The following is a 13,273-nucleotide window of genomic DNA, read 5'->3' on the forward strand; positions in this document are numbered from 1 at the left end:
TCGCGCATCGTTGTGAGATCGACAAACAACGAGACACCGCTGGAGCAGAGATGATCGACACGACTACCACCACCCCGTCAGCGACCGGCTTCGAGCCGCACGGCGGTCGGGGCCGCTTCAATGCCGCGTTCTTCCAGGTCATGGGTCCGTATCTGGAGTGGAACCTCCGCCCGCGCAAACGACGCGTGTTCAGCGGGCTTCCGCGCGAGGTCGTCGAGATCGGCCCGGGTGTCGGCGCCAACCTCCGATATCTCCCGCCCGGCGGCGCCCTCGTCGCCATCGAACCGAACAGGTACATGCACGGCCGGCTGCACGCCGCAGCGCGCCGCCACGGCGTTCAGCTCGACCTGCGCGAGCGCACGGCCGAGCAGACGGGCCTCCCCGACCACAGTGTCGACAGCGTCATCTCCTCGCTCGTGCTCTGCTCGGTGCAGGATCCCGTTGCCGTGCTCACCGAGATCCGGCGCATCCTGCGCCCCGGCGGCACCTTCCGATTCGTCGAACACGTGGTGGCCAGGAGCGGCACACCGACCCGTGCCGCGCAACGGATCCTTCGCCGTCCGTGGGCCTGGACCTTCGAGGGCTGCTCGTGCGAACGAGACCTGGAGCATTCCATGCACACCGCCGGGTTCGAGAGCGTCACCATGGACCGCTACCGGGTTCACACCCCGTTCCTCCCGTTCAATACCCACATCGCAGGCACTGCGACGGCGTGAAGCAGCGCATCACAGTCGACCGGGAGCGTGAGCCGCTACTCGATTCCATCCTCTCGCTCGATCGTCATACGTCGCTCGCAGCCGCGGACATCGATTCTCGGGAAGAATCGGACACGTCGAGATCCGGAGACAGAATTCGGACATTTGCCGGATCTTAGGGGAGTTCGTCATGTGCCGGTCGCGGGCCAGGTTGGGATTGCCGGCGCGACCTGGTGGTGAATCCGAATGCACCACAACACATCTCCGCAGGCGCTGTTCAATACGAGTAAGCGAGCCGCGCAGCATGTTGCCGCGCGGCTCGCCAGATCTACCGACCCGTCGGCTTCTTCGACTTGCGCCGTGAACCACCAGCGGGCCGCAGCCGGTGGATCAGTGGATGCGCTGAGCTGTGTGAACCGCTCCCGCGAGTCCGGAGGCTGCTCGGGCCGCGACCACGAAGCACCGGTTTGCTCAGGCCACTGAGGTGGTGGCCTGAGCGATGAGGTGTTCGACGAGCGTTATCAGTACGGATTTGCACGACTCGCGATCACGCGCGTCGCACAGCACGACGGGGGTACTGGTGTCGAGGTCGAGTGCCTCGCGAACCTCGTCGGTTGTGTAGGCCTGGGCGCTGTCGAAGCAGTTCACCGCGACCGCGAACGAGACTCCGCGCCGTTCGAAGAAGTCGATGGCGGCGAACGAGTTCTCCAACCGACGGGTGTCCGCCAGAACGACGGCACCGAGGGCTCCGCGCACCAGTTCGTCCCAAAGGAACCAGAACCGGTCCTGTCCAGGCGTACCGAACAGGTACAGAACCAGCCTTTCATCGATGGTGATACGACCGAAGTCCAGCGCCACCGTGGTCGTGGTTTTGCCCTCCACGCCCGACAAATCGTCGATGCCGGTGGACAATTCGGTGATCGTTTCCTCGGTGCGCAGTGGTGCGATCTCGCTGACTGCGGACACCATCGTGGTCTTACCGACTCCAAAGCCGCCGGCTACGAGGATTTTGACCGAAGCAGCCAGGTCGGCTGAGGACGCATTGTCATGCATGGTTGTCTACAGCTTTCGGATTCCATCGAGCACTGCTTGCAGAATGTTCAGGTCGCCGATCCCGGCAATGTCGTTGACGGAGTCGTTGCCGGCGGGAGTCCGGAAGTTCAGCATTCCCTCGGCGATGAGATCACCGACCAGGATTTTGGTAACCGCCAGAGGCAGATTCAGGTGTGCCGAGACCTCGGCCACCGACTGCGCAGTGCGGCACAACTGAACGATCTCCTCGTACTCCGTTTCGACGTGCTGCAGCCGCGGAGCGGGGGACACGGTCACGACCAGCGTGAGCATGTCGAGATCGTGTCCCGCGCCCATCGTGCGGCCCCGTGTGACGGCGTACGGGCGAACCAGAGGACCCGCCGCATCGTCGAACCACGCTTGCCCCATACCTGTCACGGCAACCTACGCTCCATGCTCGGCCGCGCCGATACGAGGATCGGCGGACAGATGGCTACCGACTCGCTGCACGGTCAGGTTCATTTCGTACGCGACCATACCCAGATTCGCGGTGTCGGCGGCCTGCAATGCGATACATGCGTTGCTACCGGCCGCCGTCACGAACAGCACCGCGTTCTCCAGTTCGATGACGGCCTGGCGAACACCGCCGCCCTGAAAGCGACGTCCCGCGCTGCGTGCCAGCCCGTACAGAGTGGCCGACATGGCGCAGAAGTGCTCGGCGTCCTCACGGCTCATGGACGTGGACCGGCCCAGCAACAGCCCATCGGTGGAAAGCACGACCGCGTAGCGCACCCCGGCAAGACGATTGACCAGATCGTCGAGAAGCCAGTTCAGATCACCTGAGTTAGAAGTCGTCACCTTCACCTTCCTTCACCTTCCATTTCGTCCCCGGTTGTATACCCGGGCGGGGGTGCCGAATGCCGAGCCTGCTCGGTACCGTACGCGATCGCGGAGAACAGATCTCGCGCCTGTTCCGCCGATCGTGACGGCTGCTGCGCTTCCATCTCGAATTCAGGATCGTGCGCCAGTTCCGGCGCCAGACTGGCCTGCCGACGACGGCGAGGAAGGCCTGGGCGACCGTCACCACCGTTGTCGGGCAACGGTTGCGGGGTGCGGTACTCCGGTTCGACAGCTGCTGTCGGCAGCTCGTGCCACGGCGTCGTCACATCATGCTCCGTGTACTCGGCGTACGGCGCGTTGTCGGTCTGCTCGACGATCGCCCACTCCTGCGACGGTTCCACCGACCGCACGGGCTGTTCGGGGGGAAGCTCCGAAATGGGCGGTGCCAGTGTTGCGACACCCGTTGCAGCCGATGCAGATTCGGTCGACTCGAGAGCCGGCATCGCGGTGGCCATCATCCTCTCGGTGCGACGTCCGCCGAATCGATCGGGCTGGTGGTCGGCCATGGGTGCCGCGTCGGCGGCGACCACCGAGTTCGGCACCAGCACGATGGCGCGAATGCCGCCGTACACGGATTCGGTCAGCTGAACCGAGATTCCGTGCCGTGCCCCCAGCTGCGAGACGATGAACACGCCCAGGCGTGAAGTCGCCGAGAGGCTGTCGACACCGAAATCCGGGGGATTGCGCAGCGTCTCGTTGACGCGGTCGAGCTCTTCCGCGGACATTCCCATGCCCTGATCGATGATCTCGATCGCGACTCCCTTGCCGACCACGTTGCCGCTCACTTCGACGCGTGACTGCGGCGGCGAGAACGCCGTCGCATTGTCGACCAGTTCGGCGAGCAGGTGGATGAGGTCGGCGACCACGTTGCCGACGATGTACACCTGAGGCATGCGGCGGGTGTGGACCCGCGTGTAGTCGAGGCTCTCACCGATCGCGCTCCGCACCAGATCGACGAGTGGCACCGGACTCCGCCACTGGCGGCCGGGCTCGCCGCCGCCGAGAATGATGAGGTTCTCGGCATTGCGGCGTTCGCGGGTCGCCAGGTGGTCGAGTCGGAAGAAGGTCTCCAGCATGGCGGGATCCTCTTGGCGCTGTTCGGCCTCGTCCAGGACCTCGAGTTGCCGGTGCACCACCATCTGGCTTCGGTGGGCGATGTTGAGGAACACCGCGCGCACCCCCTCGCGGGTGCGAGCCTCGGCGACCGCGGCGGACACGGCCGCTTCGTGCGCGCGGTTGAAGGCCTGCGCCACCGAGCCGATCTCGTCGTCACCGAAGTCCAGGCGCGCAGCACTGGGATCGATCTGCTCACCCGCACCCAGCTTTCGCATGGTTTCGGGCAGTTCGACCTCTGCCAGGTCCAGTGTTTCCTTGCGCAGGCGCTTGAGCCGCCCGATCAGTCGGTTGGCCAGCCACAGCGACAGCAGGAACGCCACGAGCGCGAGCGCCAGCACGGCCGCACCCACCAACAGTGAGTTCATCGCGGTGCGTTTGCCCTCGTCGGCAGCAATCCGGTTCGCCTGGTCGTTCAGGCCGTTCCACGCGTCGATCACGCCTTCGGACATCTGTTCCTGCGCGGTGTGCCACTCGGCGAAGGTCATGGGCGGTGGGGCGACGTCACCGTCCTTGTCCGGCTCCGGGGGATTGATGAGGTAATCCTCCATCGCGGCCACCTGCTGCCAGCCGGGGGATGCCAGTGCCGCCTGGATCTTCTCGGCAGCAGGATCGGTACCCAGGTCGGCGGCGAGCTGTGGAAGTGCGACCCGGTAGGACCCGACCAGATTTCGATAGTCGTTGCGCAGCGGACCGCTGCTGAGCTGTCCCTGCAGTTCGGCAGCGGTGAGCGCGGCGGAGCGCGACATTCCCTCCATCGCGTGCAGGATGCGCACGCCATTGATGAGTGCGACGCCGACCTCGGCGCTGGGCGCGTTGGTGGTGATGAGGTTGGTGCCGAGCGCAACCGCGTCGAGAATTTGGTTGTAGATGGAGTACGTGTCGACGATCGACATTCGTCCTGCGTCGATCTGACCGCGAATCTGAGGCAGGGCGGCGGCCAAGGTGTCGAACCCACCCGTGTCGGCACCCATGGCGCCTTGCGATACGCTCTGCAGCTTTGCTGCGTAGGGGGCCAGCTCCGCGAACGCGGCGTCGAGCGTGGTCCGTGCTACGCCCAGCGCGGCCGGATCGCTCTGTTCACCGGAGAGGTGCCACAGCGACAGCATCCGCTCCTGTTCCACACCGGCAACCACGTCGCGAGCGCGGCTCACGGCATCCCGGTTCGCTTCCGCCCACTGTTCGGACTGTCGGCCTTCACGGATCAGGTAGCCAGCTGTGCCTACACCGATTCCGAGCAACGCCAGGCTGGGAACCAATGCGATGGCCAGGATCCGGGCTCGGATGCCGAGGCGCACTTTAAACATCGGGGGAATATAGCTGGCCGAATCTCATATGTGTACTTCGGCCTCGATTACCCGATCCTTCCTGATTCGGCCGGGCCGCTTGGTGTTTAACGCTAACCCAGGACGCGGCAAACATGGATAGCAAAGCTAACGAATTCCTTTGTTCGCGGAGTGCTGCTCGATACGATGCGGACCTGGCCGATGGGGACCACCCCAGCGAACAGCTGGCGCGTGACACAGGTTTCCGACAAAGAGGGACCGGTTTCGCACGAAGATGCACGAATCGAAGAGGCCCCCTGGTCCTCCGCCGTACGGTCGCCGTCCTCTGAACACGCCCGAAGGCGCCGATTCGAGTAGATGACCACTCGTGGCGAACGATGAACGCCAGCCCGAGACGGACACGAGCCCCACCAGTTGAGGCCCCGAACACAACCCACCGGCTATCCCACGGGAAATACCCGAACCGGAGCTGCGGCCATCATTTTGCAACTCATGACGTCTACTGGTGCGGCCGCACGGTCACCCCAAACCCCTCGACATCCCAGGACGCCTGATCGCCCTACCGTGAGAACAGCGGACGCTTCGTCCCGCTGTTCGCCGATCACCGCATCGTCTCCGGTTTCGTGTCCAGGAATCGACCGATATCCGTTCGCCACTGCCACACAGTGCGTCCCCCACCTGCTCGTCGGCGAAAGCGTCCAGCGGGCGCGTCCGACGCGAGGTGGCGTGGCCGGATGCGCAGGCGCAGCCGTTAGCGTTGACGCCATGGAACTTGGAGTGCACTTCGCGCTTTCCGACCGCCTGGCAGCGGAGCTTCTCGACGCGCGTGGCGACGACGGCAGGCTCGGCGGGGTCGTCGAGGACATCGAGGAGACAGGACGCGCCGAGTTCTCGTGCGACACGGACAAGGCGTGGGACCCGATCCTGTGTGCCCTCTCCAGCGCCGGGTACCAGCGCGTGCCCGAGAACTGGCCGGCGTACGGCGTGATCCTGGGGGACGAGGACCTCAACACGGACACCGACGACCAACTGATCACCTACCTGGCACCCGACCGGGTCGGCGAAGTCGCCGGGTACCTGACCGGCATCACCGAATCCGATTTCGGCGCAGGCTACGACGCGATGCCGCTCGACGATCGCAACCCCGAGTACGGCGCGGACGAGCGCGCATATGCCTGGGGTTGGCTGCAGGAAGTGAAGGACTTCTTCCAGCGCGCGGACCGCGACGACCGGCACGTGGTGTTCACCGTGCGATTCTGATTGCCCGCTCAGGCCGTTCGAAACCGCCCGCGCCACGGCGGACACCGGCGATCGCATGAACAACCACGGCCCACTCGAGGGCAGACCAGCATGCGGGCTCGATCTCGGCTACTGGTCCGACACGCTGTCCGTCGCGCTCGACGGCCCGCGGTAGGCAGGGCCAACACAAGCCTGCTGACCACGGACCCGGTCTGGACCCTCACAGCGCGTGCGATCATGTTGACGTGGGTGCTGGGGCTACTGCCGCGGCGTGGGCCGAGCAGCAGATCGCTTCTGTGCGCGACGATCCGGCTGGCCGGATCGCGCTCATGCACCGCTGCTACCACGGCCCGTACGGCCAGGCCCCGCGGCATCTCCCGTTCCGCCGGGCCGCGATGTCGTTCATGCGATGGCAATTCCGGCGAGGTTTGCTGCAACCACTGTCCAGCGACCATCCCGGTAGCCCGTGGTGGCGTGCGGTGAACGAGCGGATCATTCGTGACGGATGTGAGGCCGTGGCCCTGAGCGGGGACTTCACCGGGCCGACCTCCTCGCAGACGGTCGACTTCTGGATGTCCTTCGCCGACTACCCGACCGCTAGGGCCTGGTATCGGGCGCACAACGGGAGCGTCGTCGCTGCCTACCTCGAGCACCGCGACCTGGCGGGCGACGAGAACGAGGCCGAGCGCTTCTTCATGAACGTCGTGCTCTGCCGAGTGCTGTACAGCCACGCCCTCGTCGCAGCCCCCCGAATCTCGCTGGGATGGCTACGCCCCCTCGCCCCGTTCCTCGGTGACCCGAGACTGGGGATGACCGGAATCTTCCTGCAGCTGTCGCGGGTGCTTCCGGACGAGTACCCACTCGGCGAGGGGGTACGTTCCTACCTCGATGCCGAGCTCGGATTCGGCCGGGCCCTGGACTACGGGGTGATCATCCCACGGCTGCAGCAGCTCTACGAGTGGTCGTCTCACGAGCTCGCAGCGCCCGGCCTGCTGGACTGTATCCGCGACGGAGCCCCAACCTACGCATGGTCATTCGAGGACCGCGACGTCTGGCAGCCCCCGCAGTCGTTCGTCGTCCGGATGGCCCGACGGGCGCTCCGACCGGAGCGACGAGCCTGAGCGGCCGACATCAGTGTCCCCCACCGATACTCGGGCCCTGTGCCGTGATGGAACGGGGCGTCAACCTCTTCTGATCGGAGCCGTCCGGATTCATCGAGGCGAGCTCCGGACGGCTCGAGGTGGACACATCGGTCACCGGATCCCCCGACTGCGTCGTCGCCCTGGTGTAGAGGATGCGAGAACCGTCGGGGGTGAACTCCGGATGAACCGCGTACGTGTCGGTCAACGGCGTGATGTCTCCACCACCGGCGGGCATCGAGTAGATCTCGGAGCCGTTGTTGCCGCCACGGTTGCTCGAGAAGACCAGGGTGGAGCCGTCAGGTGAGTATGCAGGGTCCGCGTTCCAGAACTGGTCCCGCAGAATCACCTTCGATTCCCCACCCGCCGTCGGCACCTCGACGATGTATCCGCCGACGTTGAAGACCACCCGCGACCCGTCGGGCGTGAACGTCGGCCCGGAAGCGGACTCCTCCTCGGCGATGACCCGCACGTCGGAACCGTCGGTGTTCATGATGCTGATACTGCCGCCGCTCGCGAACGCGATGGACGACCCGTCCGGCGAGAAGGCCGGCTGATAGCCACCCTCGTGAACAGTTCTCGTCTCACCCGATTCGAGATCCACCACCTCGATGAACCTCCCGCCCCGGGTGTAGGCCAGCAGCGCGCCGTCCGGTGACAGCGCGGCGTAGGTGCCGTATCGGCCATCGGACATGTCGTCGGCCACGGTCGGGGTGACCTGCCGCAGACCGCTGCCGTCGATGTTCGCCACGAAAACCTGCCCCCACCCGTCGTCGAAGGACACGATCACGGGCGAAGGTCGCGAGTCGTCCGCGCACCCTGCCAAGACGGATGCGGCGGCGAGAACGGGCAACAACCGGGAGAATCGCATCGAGTGATGATCGCAGCAGCCGGCCGTGCGGGCCGGGAAGCCGCACAGAATCGGAGTGCTGGACAACCGCCGCCCGAGGGAGCAGCGGGTAGCCTACTGCCATGGTCGTTCAGCGGACTTCCCACCATGTGGCCGGATCCCGCGACGCCGCGGTCGAGGGTGACAAGCCCGTGCGGATCGCCAGGATCGCACCGGCTCCTTCGGGACCGAATGGGCGTCACGCCACTCACCGGGGCACCCGGCCGGCGGCCGGCCCTGCCGAGCCCGTCACCCCGACGAAGCAAACCACCGGCGCGCCGGAGCGGCTGTGGCGTGAGGTTGTCGGAGAGCAGATCCGCCGGATCCGCACCGAGCGCGCCGAGCGTTTGACGGACGTCGCGCAGCGGGCCGGCGTCTCGCCGCAGTACCTGTCGGAGATCGAGCGCGGCGTGAAGGATCCGTCGTCCGAGTTGCTTGCCGCGGTCGCCGGCGCGCTCGGCACCACCGTCGAGGGTTTGGCTCAGCGGGCGTACCGTCTCACCCCGGTCGTGCCGCTGGGTGCCGCACCGCGTGCAGCCACCGGACGACGGGCACTACAGGGCCCGGTGTGCCTGGCGGCCTGAAGATTCCGCGGCGGTGCGGCTGGCGCACCGTCGCCCGTGCCGAGGCATCGTCAGGCCATCTCGCGGTCGGCGACGACGGTGTCGACGATGCCGTAGTCGATCGCCGCTTCGGGGGCGAGAACGAGTTGCCGCTCGATGTCGCGGCGTACCTGTTCGGCCTCGCGTCCGGTGCTGTCCGCAAGGATCTGTTCCTGCAGCCTGCGGACCCGTTCGATCTCCTCGGCCTCGAGGACGAGGTCGGGGATGGCCGCACGACCACCCTCGGTCATCGGTGGATGCAGGACAACTCGCCCGTGGCGCAGGATCGCCCGCCGGCCCGGGGCACCCCCGGCCAACAGCAGCGCCACGCTGCCCACCGCCTCGCCCACACAGGTCGTCTCGATCGGCGCGCGGACGAACTGCATCGCGTCGTACACGGCCAGGACCGCAGGGACGGCACCACCCGGAGAGTTGATGTACAGCGAGATCGGCCGGTCCGGTGCCTCGCTCTCCAGGTGAAGTAGTTGCGCGATGACGGCGTTCGCAACTCCCTGATCGACTGCGGTGCCCAGGTACACGATCCGCTCGGCGAGCAACCGACTGTAGACGTCGACCGTGCGTTCACCCGTCGAGGTCGTCAGCGTGACGTAGGGGATGGTGTAGGTGCTCACCTGGCCACCCCCAGACCGAAGGACCGCGGGAGCCGACGCGGGACGACCTCGTCGAGGGTGGTCACGATCCGGTCGACGAAGCCGTAGTCGAGCGCCTGGTCCGCGGTGAACCAGCGGTCCCGCACCGAATCCTCGGTGACCTGAGCGAGAGATCTGCCGGTGTCCTCGGCGATGCACGCGAGGACGGTGTCACGGGTGTGGCGGATGTCGTCGGCCTGGATCGCGATGTCGGGAGCGGAGCCTCCCATACCGCCGGACCCCTGATGCAGCAACACCTTCGCGTGTGGGAGGGTCACTCGCTTGCCGTGGGTTCCTGCCGACAGCAGGAACTGCCCCGCGCTGTAGGCCATGCCGAGGTTCACGGTCGTGACATCGTTGGGCACGGCGCGCATGCAGTCGCGAATGGCCAGCATGCCCGGCACCGAACCGCCCGGCGAGTTGATCACCAGCGCGATGTCCGACTCCGGGTCCTCGGCGGCGAGGACCAGCAATGCGGTGCAGATGCGGTTCGTGTTGGACTGTTCGAGCGCGTCGCCAAGCAGAATCATCCGCTGCGCGAACAGGCGTTGGTTCAGGTCGCGGTCGAGGACCGCGGTGGGATCAATCGTGTTCTCGGACATGCCCCAACCCTGCGGTCCGGAAGTCCGGCGGGCAACGCCACGCTGCTGTGAGCGGATCCGCCGACCGCGAAACCAACCTACGTCAGGCCCGGTACAGCCTGCGGATCACATTGATCGCCCGGTCGGTGTAGGGCGGGTAGGTGAGCCGGAGATCGGGGGTGAACGGCTTGCGCAGCACGGCCTTTCGGTTGCTGAGGGTTTCAAATCCCGATCTGCCGTGGTACCGCCCCATCCCGCTGGAGCCGACACCACCGAAGGGGAGCTGGGGCGCCACGAGCTGGTAGGTGAGGTGATTGACCACCGCTCCCCCGGAGCTGACCTCGGACAGCACACGACGGCGAGCCCGCGCCGAACGCGTGAAGACATAGGAGGCCAGGGGTTTCGGCCGTGCGTTGACGAAGGCGATGGCCTCGTCCAGTGAGTCGACGGAGAGCACGGGCAGGATCGGCCCGAAGATCTCCTCGCTCATGACCGGTTCCTCGGGGCTCGGGTCAACCAGCACGGTGGGTTCGATCGTCAGTGTGGTGGGATCGGAACCGCCCCCGAGCGCAACCCTCGACGCGGTGTGCGCGAGGTACCCGGCCAACCGGTCGAACTGGCGCTCATTGACGATTCGCACGCCGCGCGTGGGTTCTTCCGCCCGGAATTCGTTGAGACTGCCGATGATTTGGTCGATCAGTTCGTCCCGGACGGCGCGTTCGACCAGCACGTAGTCCGCCGCGAGGCAGGACTGGCCGGAGTTGGCGACCTTCGTCCAGGCGACGCGACGGGCGGTCACGGCGAGGTCCGCGTCCCGCATCACGATCGCCGGGTTCCGACCGCCGAGTTCGAGCGTCACCGGTGTCAGGTGCGGCGCGGCCCCCGCCAGGATCTTCCTGCCGATCTCGGTGCCGCCGGTGAAGAACACGTGGTCGAAGCCCTGTGCGAGCAGGCTCTGGGTGGTCTGCCCGTCACCCTCGACCACCGCGATGGCCTCGGCGTCGAGGTATTCGGGGAGAATCCGGGCCATCAGGCGCGAGGTCGCGGGAGCCAGCTCCGAAGGCTTGACCACCGCGCAGTTCCCGCCGCCGACAGTGCGGCGACCAGCGGTCCCAGGGTGACCGACAGAGGTGCGTTCCACGCCCCGATGACGAGCACCACCCCCAGCGGCTCGTACTGCACCCAACCCAGCGCGGGCATCTGCTGCAGCGGCAGCGGGCGCGGGCGGCTGCGCATCCACCGGCGCACCCTTTTGCGTGCGTGGGCGGCCTCGATCTTGTTCGGGAGGATGTCGACCATCCAGGACTCGAAGGCATCACGTCCGAGGTCGTCGGCCAGGGCCCGGGCGATCTCGGCCTCACGCTCGTCCAGCATCCGCTCGATTCCTCGCAGTTGATCGATGCGCCATGATGCGGGTCTGGTGCGGCCGACAGCGTAGGTCGCCCGGAGCCCCGTGACGATCTCGGGAATCGTGATGCCCTTGTCAGTGGTGCCGGGGTGTGCGTTCAGCGTCTTCTTCGCGGCTTCCTCACCTCGATGTGAGTTCGGCGCGGCACGACATGCGGTCGACGATGGTGAGTTTCGTGGAGCCGAAACCAGCAGATCACTCGCCGACATGAACCGCCTCGTGCAATCAGATGCTATCGGCAATACTGGTGGAACCACAGGGGTGCCACACATCCGACCTGTCCGGGGTGGTCGATGACCACACTCGACGAATCCTCTCGCCTGACAACGCGTACCGCGGTCGGCCCCGGATCGAGACTGCGAACCTGCGCAACGAACCTTGATCTGTCGCCGACATGGCAACACCCCGCGATAACCCTCGTGCCCAACATTTTTCGCGTGCCCGCCGCGCCCGACTCGCAGTGGTGGCGGTATGCCGAGCCGAAGCAGAGCTGCCGCGCCGAGGGCGGGCGAGCAGGTCACGGTGCGAGCACGTAGCGGCCGCGCACCCCGCCCGTGGCCACGGCCCGGTGGGCGTCGGCGACGCGGTCCAGCGGTACGACCGCGTGCACGCGTGCCGGAAGTTCACCCGATGCGGCGCGGGCGAGCAAGGCGGCCAGGCGGACACCGTCGGGTTGGGTGTTCACGGAGGCGACGGTGATGCCGCGCTCGGTGGACGGTTCGAGGTTCGGCCGGACGCCGACGTACCGGCCGCCGTCACGGACCAGGGCGAGACCCCGCTCGAGCATGGACGCGCAGTCCGCAACGGCGTCCCACCCGGGTTGGGCGCGGGTGGTGAAGTCGGCACCGAGGCTGCGGACGAACTTCTCGTCGTCCGCCCGGGCCAGCCCGGTCACCCGCCAGCCGCGGGTCGGCGCGAGGATGGCGAGGTATCCGCCGACCGCCCCGGCCGCGCCGGTCACCAGTAGTCGGTTGCCGTCAGCGGGCGCGTCGCCGAGCAGGTCGACGATCCCGGCCGCGGCCGACCCGTTGAGCGGCACGGTCGAGGCCGTCACCAGATCCATGTCGTCGGGCACGACGGCGACGTCGGTGGTCGGCACGACCAGTTGCTCGGCGTAGGTGCCGAAGTCGCGGTCGAAGCCGCCGACGAGACCGGCGACCCGGGTCCCGACGGCGAGGTCCACGCCCGGTCCGGCGGCGAGGACGGTGCCGGCGAAGTCCCAGCCCAGGCCGGTGTGTTCGGGTTGGTCGATCAGTCCCGCGGCGTGGAAACGGCCCTCGGCGACGGCGAGGTCGACGGGGTTGACCGGCGCCGCGGCTATTGCGACCCGCACCTCGCCGGGTCCGGCGTCGACGACGGGAACGTTGATGAGTTCGATCGAGCCGGGTCCGCTGGGGGTGCGGACGACGGCGGCGCGAAAGGTCGCTGTGTTCATGACGTCGCTCCTCCTGCTTGTCTGTGGGGACCCCCTCGCTTCATGATTGGTGGGTAGCTTCCCAGCGGGAAGTACGCACTTCGAAGTGCGTAAGCCACCCTCCGCGAAGAAGGAGCGGGGCGATGCCGACCACGACGGCTGCCCAGAAACGGGCACAGGCAAGGCAGGAGTACGACGCGTTCCTGGCGAGCTGCCCCAGCCGCCGGCTACTCGACCGGATCTCCGACAAATGGGTCGCGCTGATCCTGGCCGCGCTCGGCGGTGGACTCGCGCGACCGACCGGTCGCAGACCGCGCGACGCCCTCGACGGGACCGCCCCCGGAGA

The 13,273-nt window shown here is 66.9% G+C and carries 12 protein-coding genes and 2 pseudogenes; 5 read left to right on the forward strand and 9 right to left on the reverse strand.

Features of this window, described 5'->3' with window-relative positions; translation table 11 throughout:
- Positions 1–50 precede the first annotated feature (50 nt).
- Complete coding sequence (locus ACWDU4_RS11350) at positions 51–716, forward strand: methyltransferase domain-containing protein (protein WP_450113999.1); 666 nt, start codon at positions 51–53, stop codon at positions 714–716.
- A gap of 450 nt (positions 717–1,166) precedes the next feature.
- Here ACWDU4_RS11350 and ACWDU4_RS11355 read toward each other — a convergent pair whose 3' ends face one another.
- The 4 genes from ACWDU4_RS11355 to ACWDU4_RS11370 are packed head-to-tail and all read right to left on the reverse strand — an operon-like array spanning position 1,167 to position 5,026.
- The gene (locus ACWDU4_RS11355; RefSeq protein ID WP_450114000.1) at positions 1,167–1,748 is read right to left on the reverse strand and encodes a GTP-binding protein; all 582 of its coding nucleotides are present in this window, start codon (positions 1,746–1,748) and stop codon (positions 1,167–1,169) included.
- Between the two features lie 6 nt (positions 1,749–1,754).
- Complete coding sequence (locus ACWDU4_RS11360) at positions 1,755–2,144, reverse strand: DUF742 domain-containing protein (RefSeq protein WP_450114001.1); 390 nt, start codon at positions 2,142–2,144, stop codon at positions 1,755–1,757.
- A gap of 6 nt (positions 2,145–2,150) precedes the next feature.
- On the reverse strand, positions 2,151–2,564 hold the full coding sequence (locus ACWDU4_RS11365; RefSeq protein ID WP_450114051.1) for a roadblock/LC7 domain-containing protein: 414 nt from the start codon (positions 2,562–2,564) through the stop codon (positions 2,151–2,153).
- Between the two features lie 2 nt (positions 2,565–2,566).
- The gene (locus ACWDU4_RS11370; RefSeq protein ID WP_450114002.1) at positions 2,567–5,026 is read right to left on the reverse strand and encodes a sensor histidine kinase; all 2,460 of its coding nucleotides are present in this window, start codon (positions 5,024–5,026) and stop codon (positions 2,567–2,569) included.
- Positions 5,027–5,770: 744 nt separating this feature from the next.
- Here ACWDU4_RS11370 and ACWDU4_RS11375 point away from each other — a divergent pair.
- Entirely contained in the window at positions 5,771–6,265 is a 495-nt protein-coding gene (locus ACWDU4_RS11375; protein WP_450114003.1) for a DUF1877 family protein, read from the forward strand.
- Positions 6,266–6,489: 224 nt separating this feature from the next.
- The gene (locus ACWDU4_RS11380; protein ID WP_450114004.1) at positions 6,490–7,365 is read left to right on the forward strand and encodes a hypothetical protein; all 876 of its coding nucleotides are present in this window, start codon (positions 6,490–6,492) and stop codon (positions 7,363–7,365) included.
- Between the two features lie 10 nt (positions 7,366–7,375).
- On the opposite strand, the gene ACWDU4_RS11385 is transcribed toward ACWDU4_RS11380, so the two are convergent.
- Positions 7,376–8,173, reverse strand: coding sequence for a TolB family protein (locus ACWDU4_RS11385; RefSeq protein WP_450114005.1), 798 nt, complete (start codon positions 8,171–8,173; stop codon positions 7,376–7,378).
- Positions 8,174–8,355: 182 nt separating this feature from the next.
- Between ACWDU4_RS11385 and ACWDU4_RS11390 the strand changes: the two genes are divergently transcribed.
- Positions 8,356–8,856, forward strand: a complete 501-nt coding sequence (locus ACWDU4_RS11390; protein WP_450114006.1) for a helix-turn-helix domain-containing protein — start codon at positions 8,356–8,358, stop codon at positions 8,854–8,856.
- Positions 8,857–8,906: 50 nt separating this feature from the next.
- On the opposite strand, the gene ACWDU4_RS11395 is transcribed toward ACWDU4_RS11390, so the two are convergent.
- From ACWDU4_RS11395 to ACWDU4_RS11410, 4 genes and pseudogenes are all read right to left on the reverse strand, one after another.
- Positions 8,907–9,506, reverse strand: coding sequence for a ClpP family protease (locus ACWDU4_RS11395; protein WP_450114007.1), 600 nt, complete (start codon positions 9,504–9,506; stop codon positions 8,907–8,909).
- Positions 9,503–10,126, reverse strand: coding sequence for a ClpP family protease (locus ACWDU4_RS11400; protein ID WP_450114008.1), 624 nt, complete (start codon positions 10,124–10,126; stop codon positions 9,503–9,505). The genes ACWDU4_RS11395 and ACWDU4_RS11400 overlap by 4 nt, the downstream gene beginning before the upstream one ends.
- Before the next feature lie 82 nt (positions 10,127–10,208).
- Positions 10,209–11,614, reverse strand: a pseudogene (locus tag ACWDU4_RS11405) (aldehyde dehydrogenase family protein).
- 416 nt (positions 11,615–12,030) lie between these two features.
- A complete protein-coding gene (locus ACWDU4_RS11410; RefSeq protein ID WP_450114009.1) occupies positions 12,031–12,948 on the reverse strand; it encodes an NADP-dependent oxidoreductase in 918 nt (305 codons plus the stop codon).
- Between the two features lie 122 nt (positions 12,949–13,070).
- Here ACWDU4_RS11410 and ACWDU4_RS11415 point away from each other — a divergent pair.
- Positions 13,071–13,232: pseudogene (locus ACWDU4_RS11415) on the forward strand (winged helix-turn-helix transcriptional regulator); the annotation flags it as partial.
- Positions 13,233–13,273 lie beyond the last annotated feature (41 nt).

Source organism: Rhodococcus sp. NPDC003348 (assembly GCF_053589375.1).

What these genes read in the sequence shown, in the direction of transcription:
- ACWDU4_RS11390 (WP_450114006.1), top strand. Translation starts at nt 8,356, where the DNA reads ATGGTCGTTCAGCGGACTTCCCACCATGTGGCCGGATCCCGCGACGCC.
- ACWDU4_RS11410 (WP_450114009.1), bottom strand. Translation starts at nt 12,948, where the DNA reads ATGAACACAGCGACCTTTCGCGCCGCCGTCGTCCGCACCCCCAGCGGA.
- ACWDU4_RS11375 (WP_450114003.1), top strand. Translation starts at nt 5,771, where the DNA reads ATGGAACTTGGAGTGCACTTCGCGCTTTCCGACCGCCTGGCAGCGGAG.
- ACWDU4_RS11355 (WP_450114000.1), bottom strand. Translation starts at nt 1,748, where the DNA reads ATGCATGACAATGCGTCCTCAGCCGACCTGGCTGCTTCGGTCAAAATC.
- ACWDU4_RS11350 (WP_450113999.1), top strand. Translation starts at nt 51, where the DNA reads ATGATCGACACGACTACCACCACCCCGTCAGCGACCGGCTTCGAGCCG.
- ACWDU4_RS11370 (WP_450114002.1), bottom strand. Translation starts at nt 5,026, where the DNA reads ATGTTTAAAGTGCGCCTCGGCATCCGAGCCCGGATCCTGGCCATCGCA.
- ACWDU4_RS11400 (WP_450114008.1), bottom strand. Translation starts at nt 10,126, where the DNA reads ATGTCCGAGAACACGATTGATCCCACCGCGGTCCTCGACCGCGACCTG.